We start from the raw sequence: 15406 nt of genomic DNA on the forward strand, positions 1-15406 counted from the left end.
GCTTCCAGCGCCTGCTGCAGCGCGATCGGGTTCAACGCCCGCAACCGGTACGTCCGGGCCGACTGCGCCGCCGGCAGGTCGCCGATCGCATGCTGCCCGACCGTACGGCCGGCGCTGACGAACACGACCCGGTCCGCGATCTCCTCCAGGTCGGACAGGATGTGGCTGGAGACGAGCACGGCCCGGCCCTCGCCGGCCAGCCGGCGCAGCAGGTCGCGCAGCTCGACCCGGCTGCGCGGGTCCAGCCCGGACGCGGGCTCGTCCAGCAGCAGCACGGCCGGGTCATGCACCAGTGCCCGGACCAGCCCGAGCCGCTGCTTCTGCCCGCGCGACAGGGTGTGCACCGGCGCGTCCGGGTACGGCAGCCGGGCCAGCCCGAGCAGCTCCGACGCCCGCGCGGCCCGGTCCGGCTTCGGCAGCCGGTACGCCGCCGCCATCACCTCCAGGTACTCCCGGCAGGTCAGCGTGTCGTACAGGCCGAAGACGTCGGGGGACCAGCCCATCCGGGCCCGGACCTCGTCGGCCTGGGTGATCGGGTCGAACCCGGCCACCCGGACCTCGCCCGCGTCCGGGGTCAGCAGCGTCGCCAGCACCAGCATCGCGGTCGTCTTGCCGGCCCCGTTCGGCCCGACCAGCGCGGTCACCTGGCCCGGCGGCGCCTCCAGGTCGATGCCCTGCACGGCGTGCACCGGCCCGAACGAGCGGCTGATGCCGCGCGCGCTGATCCCGCCGGCGGGCGTGCCGGGTGCTGTCATGGCCATCCTTGTTCGCAGAGTCGCGCCGTTGCCTGCCGGTAGTGTGGACGCGCGAGAAGGGTGGATCGTCGCAGCGGGAGGAGATTTCGTGGGGCTCGTCGTGCAGAAGTACGGCGGCTCCTCGGTCGCCGACGCGGAGCGGATCAAGCGGGTGGCCGAGCGGATCGTGGTCACCCGGCGCCACGGCAACGAGGTCGTGGTGGTGGTGTCCGCGATGGGCGACACCACCGACGAGCTGCGCGACCTGGCCCAGCAGGTGACGCCGCTGCCGCCCGGCCGCGAGCTGGACATGCTGCTCACCGCGGGCGAGCGGATCAGCATGGCCCTGCTGGCGATGGCGATCAGCGCTCTCGGCGTCGACGCCCGCTCGTTCACCGGCTCCCAGGCCGGCGTGATCACCGACAGCGTGCACGGCAAGGCCCGGATCATCGACATCACGCCGGGCCGGATCCGGGATGCGCTGGACACCGGCGCGATCGCGATCGTGGCCGGCTTCCAGGGCGTCTCCCAGGACACCAAGGACATCACGACGCTAGGCCGGGGCGCCTCGGACACCACCGCGGTCGCGCTGGCGGCGGCGCTCGGGGCCGACATCTGCGAGATCTACACCGACGTGGACGGCGTGTTCTCGGCCGACCCGCGGATCGTGCCGCGGGCCCGCCGGCTGGACACCATCACGTACGAAGAGATGCTGGAGATGGCCGCCTGCGGCGCCAAGGTGCTCAACCTGCGGTCGGTCGAGTACGCGCGGCGGTACGGCATGCCGGTGCACGTGCGGTCGTCGTACTCGCAGCGTCCCGGCACGATCGTCAACGGCTCGATGGAGGACCTCACGGTGGAACAGGCGATCATCACCGGCGTCGCGCACGACCGCAGCGAGGCCAAGATCACCGTGGTCGGCGTGCCGGACAAGCCGGGGCAGGCCGCGGCGCTCTTCCGGGCCGTCGCCAACGCGGAGATCAACCTCGACATGATCGTGCAGAACGTGTCCGTCGCGGCCACCGGCCGCACCGACATCTCCTTCACGCTGCCCAAGGCGGACGGGCCGACCGGGATGGCGACGCTGCAGAAGGTGCAGCCGTCGGTCGGCTTCGACTCGCTGATCTACGACGACCACGTCGGCAAGGTGTCCCTGGTCGGGGCGGGGATGCGGTCGCACCCGGGGGTGTCGGCCCGGTTCTTCGGCGCGCTGGCCGACGCCGGGGTGAACGTGGAGCTGATCTCCACCTCGGAGATCCGCATCTCGGTCCTGGTCCGCGACACCGACCTGGACCTGGCCGTCCGGGCCGTGCACGATGCGTTCGACCTCGGCGGCAGCGAGTCCGCCACCGTGTACGCGGGGACCGGCCGATGAGCTCCCGGCCCACCCTGGCCCTGGTCGGGGCGACCGGCGCCGTCGGGTCGGTGATGCTCGGGATCCTGTCCGAGCGGCCGTTCCAGTGGGGCGAGATCCGGCTCGTCGCGTCGGCCCGGTCGGCCGGCCGCACGCTGCGGGTGCGCGGTGAGGACGTGACCGTCCGGGCGCTGGCGCCCGAGGTCTTCGACGGCGTCGACGTGGCCATGTTCGACGTGCCCGATGCGGTCTCGGCCGAGTGGGGGCCGGTCGCGGCCGCCCGCGGGGCCGTCGTGGTCGACAACTCCGGCGCGTTCCGGATGGATCCGCTGGTCCCGCTGGTCGTGCCCGAGGTCAACCCGCAGGAGACCCGCAACCGGCCGAAGGGGATCATCGCCAACCCCAACTGCACGACGATGACGATGATGGCCGCGCTCGGCGCGCTGCACCGGCGCTGGGGGCTGCGGGCGATGGTCGCCGCCTCCTACCAGGCCGCGTCCGGCGCCGGGCAGGCCGGCATCGACCGGCTGCGCGAGGAGCTGGCCGCGGTCGCCGGCGACCCCTCGCTCGGCTCGGTCGCCGGGGACGTGCGCAAGGCGCTGTCCGGGCTGCCGGCGTACTCGCCCTTCCCGGCGCCGCTGGCGCTGAACGTGGTGCCGTGGGCGGGTTCGGACAAGGGCGACGGCTGGTCCTCCGAGGAACTCAAGGTCCGCAACGAGTCGCGCAAGATCCTCGGCATCCCGGACCTGGCCGTGTCCGCGACCTGCGTACGGGTCCCCGTGGTGACCACGCACGCGGCCGCGCTGCACGTCACGTTCGCCCAGCCGATCACGGTGGCCGAGGCCCGGGCCGAGCTGGCCGCGCAGGCCTCGATCGTGGTGCTCGACGACGCCGCGGCCGGGGTGATGCCGACGCCGGCGGACGCGGTCGGCACCGACCCGACGTACGTCGGGCGGCTGCGGCAGGCGCTCGACTTCCCGAACACGCTCGACCTGTTCGTCGTGGGCGACAACCTGCGCAAGGGCGCCGCCCTCAACACCGCCGAGATCGCCGAGCTGGTCGGGGCCGAGCTAGCCGGCTGACACCCGGGCCGGGAGGCGGTTCGCGGCGGCGCGGATGAGGACGGCGGCCCAGGTGCGGAACGGGCGCCAGGGTTCGGCCAGCCGCTCGAGCTCGTCCGGCCCGGGCGGTCCGTCCGACCCGTAGAGCGACGCCATCGTGCCGAGCGCGGTCGCCTCGTTGCGGACCAGCACGTCGGCCAGCCCGCAGGCCCGGATCACGACCAGCGCCGCGAAGAAGGGACCGATCCCGGGCAGCTCCCGGACCTCAGCCATCGCCTCGTCCGGTCCGAGCGCGACCAGGCGGGCCACGTCGATCCGCCCCTCCCAGGCCGCCTGCGCGACCGCATGCAGCCGGGTCATCCTGGGCTCGGGAATGCCGGGGAAGCTCTCGACGTCGAGCAGCGCGGCCGGGGTCGGGAACGAGGACCACCGCTCGCCGGCCAGCTCGAACGTGGTCCCGTGCCCGACCGCCAGCGCGTCCCGGACCTGCGCCATCTGCCGGGCCGGCCGCCGGGCCGAGAGCACCGACCAGGCCGCGGCCTCGTACGGCGAGTGGAACTGCGGCGGCCGCAGCCCCGGCGCCACCTCCTGCAGCCGCCCGATCACCGGATCCCGCCGGCCGACCTCGAGGAACGCCGCCCCGTCGTGGTCCAGCGACAGAACCCGGGCGACCTGTGCGGTCACGATGTCCGGATCGGCGTCACCATGCACGGTGACCTCGACGGCGTCCGCGGTCTGCCGCACCTCCACGCCGGCGGCGTGGGTGTACCCGTCCACGCAGAACGCCATCCGCATCACCCCGTCGTACGAGGTGGAGAGCCGCTGTCCGAACCCGAAGGTCGCCAGCTCCCGCAGCGAGAACGGCCCCCGGGGCACGATCGTCGTCATCGTCATGCCCCGAGGGTCGCCCTACTTGCGGTCAGATCCTGACCGCTGCGATCAGACCTTGCGGAGTTTGGACTCGGCCAGGCCGTAGAGGCCGTAGGCGAGCAGGCCGAGGGCGACCAGGCACAGCAGCACCCGCCCGAACGGCTCGCCGACCAGGGTCTTCAGCGCGCCGTCCAGACCCTTGGCCTTGTCCGGGTCGTACTGCACGGCGGCGACGATGATCAGCACGCCGATGATGCCGAAGACCGCGCCCTGCGCGATCCGCCCGGCCCGGCCGAGCCAGACGACGGCCTTGCGCGCGGTCGGGGACAGCCCGGCCAGCTTCAGCTCCTTGGTGAACTCGGCCTTCACGCCGTCGTAGACGAAGAACGCGCCGATCCCGAGGGCGACCACGCCGACCAGCCCGACCAGGAACTGGCCGCCCGGCCAGCCCAGCACCATCGCGGTCTTCTGCTGGCCGCCGCCGGAGGAGGACCCGGAGCCGGCCGCGACCTTGACCGCGACGACGGCGATCGACCCGTACCCGATGCCCTCGGCCAGCGCCTTGAGCCGCTGCTTGGCGTCGGTGGCGATCGGGTCGACCCGCCCGCCGAACGCCGCCGAGAGCAACCGCCACAGCGAGTACGCGATGAGGCCGACCGCGATGATCCAGACCAGCACCTGGCCGCCCGGCTTGGAGGAGATCTCCTGCAGGGCGCCGTTCTGGCTGGCCTGGTCCTCGAAGTGGCCGAACGCCACCCGGAACGCCAGCACGGCGATCACGATGTAGAGCACGCCGCGCGCGCCGAGCCCGACGCGCGTCAGCCGCTCAGCCCACTTGTTGTTGGCCGCCCTCGTCACGTGGCGGGTGCCTGTCGACGTCACCGGTTTCTCACTCTCCTGGTCGCAACGGGATCGGCGGCATTCCCCGACGGGACTGCCCGATCTGCCACCACGAACGGACGTTGCGGCTTTACCCGGTCATGGGGTTGGCGAATCGGGGACGTCAGCTCATCCGGCGCAACTTCGCCTCGGCCAGGCCGTACAGCCCGTACGCGATGAAGCCGAGCGCGATCAGCGTCAGCACCCACTTGCCGAACGGCTGGGCGGTCAGCGACTTCAGCGCGCCGTCCAGACCGTCGGCCTTCTGCGGGTCGTACTGGACGGCGGCGATGACGACGAGGATGCCGATGATCACCAGGGCCACACCTCGGGCGATCCGGCCGACCCGGCCCAGCATGACCGCCGTCCGGCCCGCGGTCCGCGGGACCGAGCCGAGGTCGAGTTCCTTGGTGAAGTCGGCCTTCCAGCCGCCGTACGCGACCCAGCCGCCGACCGCGACCGCCACCACGCCGACCAGGCCGACCAGGAACTGACCGGCCGGCCAGGACAGCACGGTCCCGGCCTGCTGGGAGTTGCTGCCGTTGCCGCCCGAGGAGGCGCCGCCGATCGCGATCTGGAGGGCCGCCGCGCAGACCCCGCCGGAGCCGATCGCCTCGGCCGCCGCCTTGATCCGCTCGGTGCCGTCGGTGACCAGCGGGTCGGCCGGCCGTCCGAGGATCGCGGCGGCCGCCCGCCAGAGCGCGTACGCCAGGAGCCCGATGGCGACGATCCAGATCAGCAGCGCACCACCGGGCGTCGACACGATCTGCTTGAGCGCGCCGTTCTCGTTCGCCTTCTCGCGGTGTCCGAAGGCGATGCGGAGGGCGAGGATGCCGATGACGATCGACAGCACGCCCTGGGCGGCGAGCCCGAACCGGGCCAGCCGCTCCGACCAGGCGCTGCTGGCGACCTTCCGGACGGCCTGGGTGCCTGCTGACACGGTTGTGCTCCCTCGCGCGCCCGCGCACCGGACGATCCGGCTGCATCCCCGACGGATGAGCCCGATCAGCTGGTCGACCGGACGCCGACCCTCCTACCCGGTGCGAATCCGGCCTAAGCTCGACGCGTGCCGCGTTACGAGTACCGCTGCCGCGCCTGCGGGGACACCTTCGAGGCGTCCCGCCCGATGGCCGAGTCGGCCGTGCCCGCGCCCTGCCCGGCCGGCCACGACGACACGGTCAAGCTGCTCTCGACGGTCGCGCTGACCGGCCGGCCGACCGCTCCGGTGCCGGCCGCCCGCCCGACCCGGGGCGGCACCTGCTGCGGCGGCTCCTGCTGCGGCAACTGACACGTTGAGCGCGGGGTAGCCGCCCGCCACACTGCCCGGGTGACCGGAGCCGTACGTGTGCCCTGGCGGCGGCCGCTGGCCGGCCGCGATCCCGACGAGGAGCACCGCGCCTCGACCCCGCTGGAGCTGCTGTTCGACCTGAGCTTCGTGGTCGGCGTGGCCTCGGCCGCGGTGGAGCTGCACCACGGGGTGGCCGAGGGCCACGTCGGCGTCTCGGTCGGCCGCTACCTGATGGTGTTCTTCGCGATCTGGTGGGCCTGGATGAACTTCACCTGGTTCGCCTCCGCGTACGACACCGACGACATCGTCTACCGGGTCCTGACCCTGGTCCAGATCGTCGGCGTGCTGGTGCTCGCGGCCGGTGTGCCCGACGCGTTCGAGCGCGAGGACTTCAGGCTCGTGACGATCGGCTACCTGGTCATGCGGGTGCCGCTGGTCGCGCAGTGGTTCCGGGCCGCCCGCGACGACCCGTCCCGCCGTACGGTCGCCCTCCGGTACGGGATCGGCGTCGCGATCGTGCAGGCGTTCTGGGTGCTCCGGCTGGCGCTGCCGGACTCGCTCGGGCTGGTCTCGTTCCTGGTGCTGGTGGCGGTCGACATCGCCGTCCCGCTCTGGGCCGAGCGCGGCGGCCCGATGACCCGCTGGCATCCCGAGCACATCGCCGAGCGGTACGGCCTGTTCACCCTGATCGTGCTGGGCGAGGCGATCCTGGCCGCGACCACCGCGGTGCAGGCGGGCCGGACCGCGCAGGGCGCCTCGGCCGCGCTGCTCGAGGTCGCCGGCGGCGGCATCCTGCTGGTCTTCGCGGTCTGGTGGATCTACTTCGGACACCCGGCCGCCGACCACCTGCGGGAGCAGCCGAACGTCTCGTTCCTCTGGGGGTACGCGCACTACTTCGTCTTCGCCGCCGTCGGCGCGCTCGGGGCCGGGCTGGAGGTGGCGACCGAGTCGGTGCTGCACGAGGCCCACAGCGGCCCGCGTACGGCGGCGTTCGCGGTGGCGATCCCGGTGGCGGTGACGCTGCTGGTGGTCGGCGCGTTGCAGGGCCGGCTCGCGGCCGAGCGTCCGGTGCTGGCGCGGTGCGCGGCCGGCGCGGTGCTGGTGCTGCTGGCCGCGCTGGTGCATCCGCTCGGCCTCGCCGTCCTGCTCATGGGTGTGGCCGGGGTCGTGCTGGTGGCCGCCCAGGTGATCCGGGTAGGAGACGCGCATGGAGCGTGACCTGGTCGAGCCCGAGGGCGTGAACGCCGAGTCGGACGAGGACCCGCCCTGGGAGGACCCGCGGCCCGGCGGCCACCCGGAGCAGGGTCCGCGGGCGGCCGAGCCGGCCGGCGAGGCGCTCGGCGCGCCGCCGGACGGCGACGCCGACGAGGTCTTCGGCACCGAGCCCGCCGCCGGCGGCGAGACCGACCGGAGCTGAGGCCGGGGATCGGGCCGCGGTGGCCCGGACCCCGGCGCTCAGCCCGGGCGGCCTTCTAGCTCGGCAGTGACTGGCCCAGCCGGAGCGCGACGACGTCGTTGTCGTCGGTCCGTCCGGTCCCGATGTGCCGGCCCACGCTGAACGGGTAGTTGTTGTCGTTCACGATCACCAGCGTCCGCCGGTCCTGCACCACGACCGCCTCGATCGTCACGAACGGCATCGCGAACTGACCGGGATCCCCGATCAGGTCACCGGGCTGCGCGAACCGGTCCCGGCGCGCGATCCCGGCCGGGTCGGCGATGTGCAGCAGGTCCGCCACGGGCGTCTTGGTGACGGTGCCGCCGCCGGCCGGCAGCGTCACCGCGAAGACCTCCTTGAGGCCGGTCAGCGTGCCGGTCGAGTTGTCGCGCTCGATGGCGACGCCGCGACCCGGTGCGTACAGCTGGAGGTCCGGGATGCTGATCCCGCCCGGCGCGTACGAGTACGCCCAGGTCGTGCCGGTGTAGGACCGGCTGCGGATGTCGAACTGCGCGATCAGCGCGGTCGTCGTCGCCGGGTTCACCAGCGGCTTCTCCAGCGCCGGGTAGAGGGTCCGCCCGTCCGGCGACATCGCCATGCCCTCGAACCCGCCGCTGGCCTGGACCCGGGCCGGCAGCGTCTGCAGCGTCTGCCGCCAGGGCCAGATCAGCCCGCCCAGCCACGGCGTGTTGCCGCCGACCGGCTGCAGGTTGCCGCCGTCACCGCTGCCGGTGATCGTCGGGTCGGCGAAGATCGGCGAGTCGCCCCAGAGCGCCACGGTCGCGATGTCCGGGTGGTTCTGCTGCGCCAGCAGCAGCGTCCGCCAGTCGAAGGACTGCAGCGTGACCCGGCTCTGCAGGTGGTTGCGGGCGATCAGGCCGTCGTCGATCCGCTCGAACGCCTCGGCCGAGACCGTCCGGGACGCCAGCGCGGGCACCGGGTTGACCTTGGTCTCCACGTTGAAGTGGACCGTACGGGCGTTGGCCGCCTTCGCCGCCGCACCCGCGTCGTGCCGGCCCGGGCCGGTGGAGAACCACCGCGCGTAGAAGGCGGCGAAGTCGAAGAGATCCTGCAGCCTCGGCTTCGTGTACGGGTCGAGGTGGTGGGTCGCCGCGTACGCCGCCGCGACCGGGGACAGCGCCACGTCGTCGCTCTGCCGCGGGAACGCCGGCAGGGTGAGATCGCAGACGAAGTTCCGCTGGATCTGCCGCGCGGTCAGGTCCCGGATGAGGATCTGGCCGGGCAGCGCCGAGCCGTCGGCGTTGCGGCACTTGGCCGGGTCCAGGAACGGGTCGTGGCTGATCACCGGGACGCCGTCGCGGGTGATCCCGGTGTCGGTCTCCATGGTGTTCATCAGGTTGTCCAGCCCGGCCTCGAACGCCGGCAGCGTGTTCTCCGGGCGCAGCCCGCGGCTGCCGCGGTGCCCCTCGGCGTCGAACCTCGTCCGGTCGACCCGCCCGTCGGGCAGCAGGTAGTCGCCGGGCACGCCGTCACCGTTGGCGTCGAACGCCGCCAGCCGCTGGTGCAGCAGGTCGGAGTTGTCGCTGATGATCCCGTCCACGCCCAGCTTGAGCAGCGCGTCGATCGCCTCCGCGGTGTCCGCCGTGTACGGGACGACCTTGAAGCCGGCCGTGTGCAGCGTGGCCACGTTGAGGATCTCGCTGCTCGCCGCCGGTACGCCGGAGCCGGCCGGCGGGTTGGCCCGGCTCGCGATCGCGGTGGCCGGGTTGTTGTCGACGAGCAGGTTGAAGTCGGGCGAGACGATCGGGGTCGCGCCGCCGAACTGCTGCGCGTGCTGCCGCAGCGCGTCCATCACCCGCAGGCTCTGGGCCTCCTCCAGGTCCGGGCTCTGCGGCGAGCGCAGCCCGGGATCGGCGATCGGCGCCTCCAGCAGCCGGCCGCTCCTGGAGAAGTGCAGGATGAACGGCCCGAACTCGTCGCCGATCCAGAACGACCCGTCCGGCGCCTGCTGCAGCGACTCGGGGTCGAAGTCGGCGCCGGTCAGCAGCCGCTGCCGGGTGAAGAAGTTGACGATCGTCCAGGACACCCGGTGGTCGGGGTCGGCCAGGTCGATGTGGTCGACGACCTTCACGCCGTTGGTCTTCGGGCCGGTCAGGTCCGGCCGGATCCGGTAGATCCGCAGCAGCGAGTCGGCGCTGTTCTCCTCGGCGCCGTACCCGTTGTCCATGAGGGCCCAGTAGTCGCCGCGGGTGCCGCGGACCGGGAGCAGGCCGGAGAAGCCCTGCACCGGCTGGTGCGCGAACGGCACCGGCTGCCCGGCGATCGGGCCGGCCCCGATGTACTGCCCGCTCACCGGACCGCCGGCGAACGTCGCCGCCGGCAGCACGGCCCGCCCGATGAGGGTGGCGCTGCCGGGAGCGGGCGGGGCCGCGGCGGCGGGTCCCGCCGTCGCCAGCAGGGTCGCGGCCAGGACAGCCCCGGTGAGGGCGCCCAGCCGGGTGCGCTTTCCAGTCATCGACGTCCCCTTCGACGTGGACAAGTCGTCTTTGTCTAGCGGGCCAGTACGGCAAACGCCATGGGACCAATCCGACATGTGGATGAACAGGCAGGATGGAGGGGTGGAGCTGATGGAACTGATGCCGGCCGAGCCCGATCCGGACGCCGTGTTCGAGGCGTTCGCGCTCTGGGCCAAGGACCGCGGGCTGACGCTCTACCCGGCCCAGGAGGAGGCGCTGATCGAGATCGTCTCCGGCGCCAACGTGATCCTGTCCACCCCGACCGGGTCCGGGAAGAGCCTGGTCGCGGCCGGCGCGCACTTCGCCGCGCTGGCGTCCGGCCGGCGCACCTTCTACACGGCGCCGATCAAGGCCCTGGTGAGCGAGAAGTTCTTCGACCTCTGCGCGATCTTCGGCACCTCGAACGTCGGCATGATGACCGGCGACGCCTCGGTCAACGCGACCGCGCCGATCGTGGCCTGTACGGCCGAGGTGCTGGCCAACATCGCGCTGCGCGACGGCGCCGGATCCGACGTGCTGCAGGTCGTCATGGACGAGTTCCACTTCTACGCCGACCCGGACCGGGGCTGGGCCTGGCAGGTGCCGCTGATCGAGCTGCCGCGGGCGCAGTTCCTGCTCATGTCGGCGACGCTCGGCGACGTCACGCGCTTCGAGGAGGACCTGACCCGCCGCACCGGCCGGGCGACCGCGGTCGTCCACAACGCGGTCCGGCCGGTGCCGCTGTTCTACTCCTACCGGCTGACGCCGCTGCACGAGACGCTGGAGGACCTGCTTTACACCAAGCAGGCCCCGGTGTACGTCGTGCACTTCACCCAGGCCGCCGCGGTCGAGCGGGCGTCCGCCCTGATGAGCGTCAACGTCTCCACCCGGGCCGAGAAGGACGCGATCGCGGCCGAGATCGGCGACTTCCGCTTCACCACCGCGTTCGGCAAGAACCTGTCCCGCTTCGTCCGGCACGGGATCGGCGTGCACCACGCCGGGATGCTGCCGAAGTACCGCCGGCTGGTGGAACGGCTGGCCCAGGCCGGGCTGCTCAAGGTCGTCTGCGGCACCGACACCCTCGGCGTCGGCGTCAACGTGCCGATCCGGACGGTCCTGTTCACCGCACTGTCCAAGTACGACGGGACCCGGACGAGGCTGCTGTCGGCGCGGGAGTTCCACCAGATCGCCGGCCGCGCCGGGCGGGCCGGCTTCGACGTCGCCGGCTCCGTCGTGGTGCAGGCCCCCGAGCACGTCGTGGACAACGAGAAGGCGCTGGCCAAGGCCGGCGACGACCCGAAGAAGCGGCGCAAGGTCGTACGGAAGAAGCCGCCGGAGGGCTCGATCGGCTGGGGCGAGCCGACGTACGAGCGGCTGGTGGCGGCCGACCCGGAACCGCTGACCTCGCAGTTCCGGGTCTCGCACTCGATGCTGCTCAACGTCATCGCCCGGCCCGGGGACGCGTTCACCGCGATGCGGCACCTGCTGGAGGACAACGACTCCGACCGGCCGGCCCAGCGCCGGCTGATCCGGGAGTCGATCGCGATCTACCGCTCGCTGCTGGCCGCCGGGGTGGTCGAGCGACTGTCCACACCGGACCCGACCGGGCGGACGGTGCGGCTGACGGTCGACCTGCAGGACAACTTCGCGCTCAACCAGCCGCTGTCCACGTTCGCGCTGGCCGCTCTCGATCTGCTCGACCGCGAGTCCGAGACGTACGCGCTGGACGCGGTCTCGGTGATCGAGTCCACTCTGGACCAGCCCCGGCAGGTGCTCTCGGCCCAGGAGCACAAGGCCCGGGGCGAGGCGGTCGGGGCGATGAAGGCCGAGGGCATCGAGTACGACGAGCGGATGGAGCTGCTGCAGGAGGTCAGCTACCCCAAGCCGCTGGAGGAGCTGCTGACCGCGGCGTACGGGGCCTACAGGAAGGGCCATCCGTGGGTGGCCGACTACGAGCTGACCCCGAAGTCCGTCGTGCGGGACCTGTACGAACAGGCGATGACGTTCGCCGACTTCGTCCAGCACTACCAGCTGGCGCGGTCGGAGGGGATCGTGCTGCGGTACCTGGCCGGGGCGTACAAGGCGCTGTCCCAGACGGTGCCGGACGAGGCCAAGACCGAGGAGCTGCAGGACGTCATCGCCTGGCTCGGCGAGCTGGTCCGACAGGTCGACTCCAGCCTGCTGGACGAGTGGGAGCAGCTGTCCAACCCGTCCCAGCCGGTGCCGACCGACGGGCAGATCGAGTCGGCGCCGGCCGCGGTCACCGCGAACCTGCGGGCGTTCCGGGTGCTGGTCCGCAACGCGCTGTTCCGCCGGGTCGAGCTGGCCGCCCGCCGGCAGTGGGACGCGCTGGGCGAGCTGGACGCCGAGGACGGCTGGCACTCTCAGCAGTGGGCCGAGGCGATGGCGGACTACTTCGCCGAGCACGACGTGCTGCTCACCGGCGCCGACGCGCGCGGCCCGGCGCTGCTCGTCGTGGACGAGCGGCCGGGCCGCTGGGGCGTACGGCAGATCTTCGACGACCCGGCCGGCAACCACGACTGGGCCATCACCGCCGAGGTCGACCTGGCCGAGTCCGACGACCTCGGCCGGGCCGCGGTCCACGTGACCGCGGTCGACCGCCTCGACAGCTAAGCGTTGCTCTGATCGACGTTCACGCAGGGGCTTCCGTCGCCGACGATGATCGAGGAGACCTTGTTCTTCAGCGCGGCCCCGAAGTTGTCCTTCTCTCCGGCCGCGACGACGCGGGTGGCGCCGTCGATGTCGCAGTTGCGGAGGTCGAAGAAGATGACCGTGTGACCACTTCGGTTCTGGAATGAAGCGGAATTGTTTTCGACCTGCACCAGCCAGCCATTCGCGTTGACCGGCCCGTCATTGAAGAGTTCGTTGGACAGGTTGGCATCGCTGACCCTGAAGTCGCCTCTGGCCCCGGCGAAGTTGCTGTTGAACCAGAGACACACGCGGTCGGCGGGGCAGGCCGCCTGAGTTCCCGAGGCGTTGGCGGCGGGCGCTCCCATCAGGATGTTCGCACCGAATGCGGCAGCGGCGGCGACGATGACGAAGCTGCGGCGAAATCTCACAACGACCTCCTCGAGATGTGTGTGTTCATTCGCGGACCTTCCAGGGTGATCTTGAACATGTCAAGTGTGACCCTGTCCGTCAGTCCTGGCTAGAAGCGGATGCCATCGGCGATCCTGTAGAGCTCGGCCAGCGTGACCGCGGCGTGGGTCGAGGTCAGCTGGACGGACGTGCCGGGGCGGAGCAGGTCGACGTACAGGGTCACGGTGGCGCCGTCGGTGATCACGTGGGTCGGCCGGCCCCGCACCGCCCGCCCGTCGGCCACCGTGCCCGGCACGTCGCCGGTGCGGAAGGCGCGCGGGCTCTGCCGGATCGTCACCGCGGCGCCGTCCGGCACCGCCCCCGGCGTGGTCAGGATCCAGGTGGTGCCGTCGAGATCACCTCGGCCGACCGCCGAGACCACGAAGCCGCTCGGCACGTGCGTGGGCCGGAAGGCCGTGCCGACCGGCTCCGGCCGGTCCAGCTGGAGCGACGCCGCGACCCGCCGGCCGATCGTCGCCAGCATGGCGCCACGCCCCTCGCGGGTGAAATCGACGAACACCTCGATCTCCGCGATCCGCTGATCCGGCAGCCGGACCACCAGCTGGTACGACGAGTCCCGGTGCCCCGCGTCGTTCGCCCACTCCCGGGCCGGCCGGCCGGCGATCGTCAGATCGCGCTGCCGGTAGCCGAACTCGGCCAGCGGCGGGGATCCGCCGGGCGGCGTCAGCTCCGTGCCGGGCCGGACCTGGAGCTGCACGCTGATCTGGGGCTGGTGCGGGACGCTGACCGTGTAGAGGCGGGTCTCCGTGCCGTAGGAGCGCTGCAGCAAGGTGGTCCGGACGGTGCCGGGCGGCAGCCAGGTCGTGCCGAGCGCGATCTGGGTCGCGCTCGGGGTCGCGCTCGGCGACGGAGTGCTGGCCGGGGGAGCGGGGTCCGGGCGATGCTGGTCGACCAGCACGGACGCGCCGATGGCGATCGCCGCGACCGTCGCCGCAGCCGCCAGCACCGGGGCCGTACGGCGGCGCCGGGCCAGCCGCGCGTGCACGTCGGCGAGCACGGCGTCAGGGTCGGGAGCGTCGCCCTCGTGGTCGGCGAACGTCCGGGCCAGGATCTCGTCGGCGTTCATCGCGGCCCCCTCTCGAGGTCGGCTTCGGTGGCGAGATCGAGCCGGAGCGTGCTCAGCGCGCGGGAGGCGTAGCCGCGGACGGTGCCGGCGGAGCAGCCCAGCGCCTCGGCGATCTCGGAGTCGGACAGTCGTTCGTAGTAGCGCAGGACCAGCACGGCGCGCTGCTGGCGCGGCAGCGTGGCCAGCCGGCGCCAGACGTCGTCGCGGTCGACGACCCCGGCGGCGTGGTCGCGGACGGGCTCGCCGTCCACCTCACCGGCCGGGTCCAGCCCGATCCGGCGGACCGCCCAGCGGCGCCGCCAGGACAGGAACGCCCTGGTCACCATCGTGTGGACGTACCGGTCGGGGTGGTCGGCGGCGCTCACCCGGCGCCACTGCGTGTGCGACTTGACGAGCACGTCCTGGACGAGGTCCTGCGCCAGCTCGCGGTCGCCGGTGAGCACCACGGCGTACCGCAGCAGCCTCGGCAGCTCGCGCCGGGCGAAGTCGTCGAACTCCATCAGGCTCACACAGTCTCAGACGTGCCCCGGCCGCGATCCGCTGTGCGGGAATCCGACGTGAGCTGTGCGACTTGCGTCAGGACGTGAGCCGTCTCTTCTCGCCGCTGACGCTGCGCGGCACCACGTTCCGGAATCGCGCCTGGATCTCCCCGATGTGTCAGTATTCGTCCACGGACGGGCATCCGTCCGACTGGCACCTGGTGCACCTCGGTTCGTTCGCCCGCGGCGGCGCCGGGCTGGTCGTGCAGGAGGCGACCGCGGTCACGGCCGAGGGCCGGATCAGCCCCTGGGACGCCGGGATCTGGACCGACGCGCAGGCCGAGGACTACCGGCGGATCACCGACTTCATCCGGTCCCAGGGTGCGGTGCCCGGCATCCAGCTCGCGCACGCCGGCCGCAAGGCCTCCTCGCGCCGGCCGTGGGACGGGCGCGGGTTCGTGGCGCCGGCCGACGGGGGCTGGACGCCGTCCGGGCCGACCGACGAGCCGTACCCGGGGCTGGCCTCGCCGGCCGCCCTGTCCACCGACGGCGTCCGGGCCCTGGTCCGGGACTGGCGCGCGGCGGCCCAGCGGGCCGACCTGGCCGGCTTCGAGGTGATCGAGATCCACGGGGCGCACGGCTACCTGATCCACCAGTTCCTGTC

General features: G+C 72.6%; 15 protein-coding genes. 7 read left to right on the forward strand and 8 right to left on the reverse strand.

The window, feature by feature from the left end:
- On the reverse strand, window positions 1-755 hold a 755-nt coding region (locus VGP36_23735), incomplete at its 3' end, for an ABC transporter ATP-binding protein (GenBank protein ID HEV7657723.1).
- Window positions 756-843: 88 nt separating this feature from the next.
- On the opposite strand from VGP36_23735, the gene VGP36_23740 reads away from it, so the two are divergent.
- Window positions 844-2109: an aspartate kinase gene (locus VGP36_23740; GenBank protein HEV7657724.1), complete on the forward strand. Its 1266-nt coding sequence runs from the start codon at window positions 844-846 to the stop codon at window positions 2107-2109.
- Window positions 2106-3170, forward strand: a complete 1065-nt coding sequence (locus VGP36_23745) for an aspartate-semialdehyde dehydrogenase (GenBank protein ID HEV7657725.1) — start codon at window positions 2106-2108, stop codon at window positions 3168-3170. The genes VGP36_23740 and VGP36_23745 overlap by 4 nt, the downstream gene beginning before the upstream one ends.
- Here VGP36_23745 and VGP36_23750 read toward each other — a convergent pair.
- The 3 genes from VGP36_23750 to VGP36_23760 all read right to left on the reverse strand — a co-directional run bounded on the left by VGP36_23750 (window position 3159) and on the right by VGP36_23760 (window position 5838).
- Complete coding sequence (locus tag VGP36_23750) at window positions 3159-4043, reverse strand: DNA-3-methyladenine glycosylase 2 family protein (protein ID HEV7657726.1); 885 nt, start codon at window positions 4041-4043, stop codon at window positions 3159-3161. The two genes, VGP36_23745 and VGP36_23750, sit on opposite strands and share 12 nt — an antisense overlap.
- 45 nt (window positions 4044-4088) lie before the next feature.
- Entirely contained in the window at window positions 4089-4901 is an 813-nt protein-coding gene (locus VGP36_23755) for a DUF1206 domain-containing protein (protein ID HEV7657727.1), read from the reverse strand.
- Between the two features lie 121 nt (window positions 4902-5022).
- Window positions 5023-5838: a DUF1206 domain-containing protein gene (locus VGP36_23760; GenBank protein HEV7657728.1), complete on the reverse strand. Its 816-nt coding sequence runs from the start codon at window positions 5836-5838 to the stop codon at window positions 5023-5025.
- 126 nt (window positions 5839-5964) lie between these two features.
- Between VGP36_23760 and VGP36_23765 the strand changes: the two genes are divergently transcribed.
- Genes VGP36_23765 through VGP36_23775 form a run of 3 tightly spaced genes read left to right on the forward strand, consistent with a single transcriptional unit; the run spans window position 5965 to window position 7603 of the window.
- Entirely contained in the window at window positions 5965-6186 is a 222-nt protein-coding gene (locus tag VGP36_23765) for a zinc ribbon domain-containing protein (protein HEV7657729.1), read from the forward strand.
- Window positions 6187-6225: 39 nt separating this feature from the next.
- The gene (locus tag VGP36_23770; protein ID HEV7657730.1) at window positions 6226-7404 is read left to right on the forward strand and encodes a low temperature requirement protein A; all 1179 of its coding nucleotides are present in this window, start codon (window positions 6226-6228) and stop codon (window positions 7402-7404) included.
- A complete protein-coding gene (locus tag VGP36_23775) occupies window positions 7394-7603 on the forward strand; it encodes a hypothetical protein (GenBank protein ID HEV7657731.1) in 210 nt (69 codons plus the stop codon). Before VGP36_23770 ends, VGP36_23775 begins: the two co-directional genes overlap by 11 nt.
- A gap of 55 nt (window positions 7604-7658) precedes the next feature.
- Here VGP36_23775 and VGP36_23780 read toward each other — a convergent pair whose 3' ends face one another.
- Window positions 7659-10097, reverse strand: coding sequence for an esterase-like activity of phytase family protein (locus tag VGP36_23780; protein ID HEV7657732.1), 2439 nt, complete (start codon window positions 10095-10097; stop codon window positions 7659-7661).
- 112 nt (window positions 10098-10209) lie between these two features.
- On the opposite strand from VGP36_23780, the gene VGP36_23785 reads away from it, so the two are divergent.
- Window positions 10210-12711 carry a DUF3516 domain-containing protein gene (locus VGP36_23785; protein ID HEV7657733.1) on the forward strand — a complete coding sequence of 834 codons (2502 nt, stop codon included), beginning with the start codon at window positions 10210-10212 and terminating at the stop codon, window positions 12709-12711.
- Here the strand turns inward: VGP36_23785 and VGP36_23790 are convergent.
- From VGP36_23790 to VGP36_23800, 3 genes are all read right to left on the reverse strand, one after another.
- A complete protein-coding gene (locus VGP36_23790) occupies window positions 12708-13157 on the reverse strand; it encodes a peptidase inhibitor family I36 protein (protein HEV7657734.1) in 450 nt (149 codons plus the stop codon). The two genes, VGP36_23785 and VGP36_23790, sit on opposite strands and share 4 nt — an antisense overlap.
- Before the next feature lie 89 nt (window positions 13158-13246).
- On the reverse strand, window positions 13247-14263 hold the full coding sequence (locus VGP36_23795; GenBank protein ID HEV7657735.1) for a hypothetical protein: 1017 nt from the start codon (window positions 14261-14263) through the stop codon (window positions 13247-13249).
- Window positions 14260-14763: a SigE family RNA polymerase sigma factor gene (locus tag VGP36_23800; protein HEV7657736.1), complete on the reverse strand. Its 504-nt coding sequence runs from the start codon at window positions 14761-14763 to the stop codon at window positions 14260-14262. Before VGP36_23800 ends, VGP36_23795 begins: the two co-directional genes overlap by 4 nt.
- Before the next feature lie 83 nt (window positions 14764-14846).
- On the opposite strand from VGP36_23800, the gene VGP36_23805 reads away from it, so the two are divergent.
- The coding region (locus tag VGP36_23805; protein HEV7657737.1) for a hypothetical protein at window positions 14847-15406 on the forward strand (560 nt) is incomplete at its 3' end.

The organism is Mycobacteriales bacterium, assembly GCA_035995165.1.
Lineage (GTDB): Bacteria > Actinomycetota > Actinomycetes > Mycobacteriales > CADCTP01 > CADCTP01.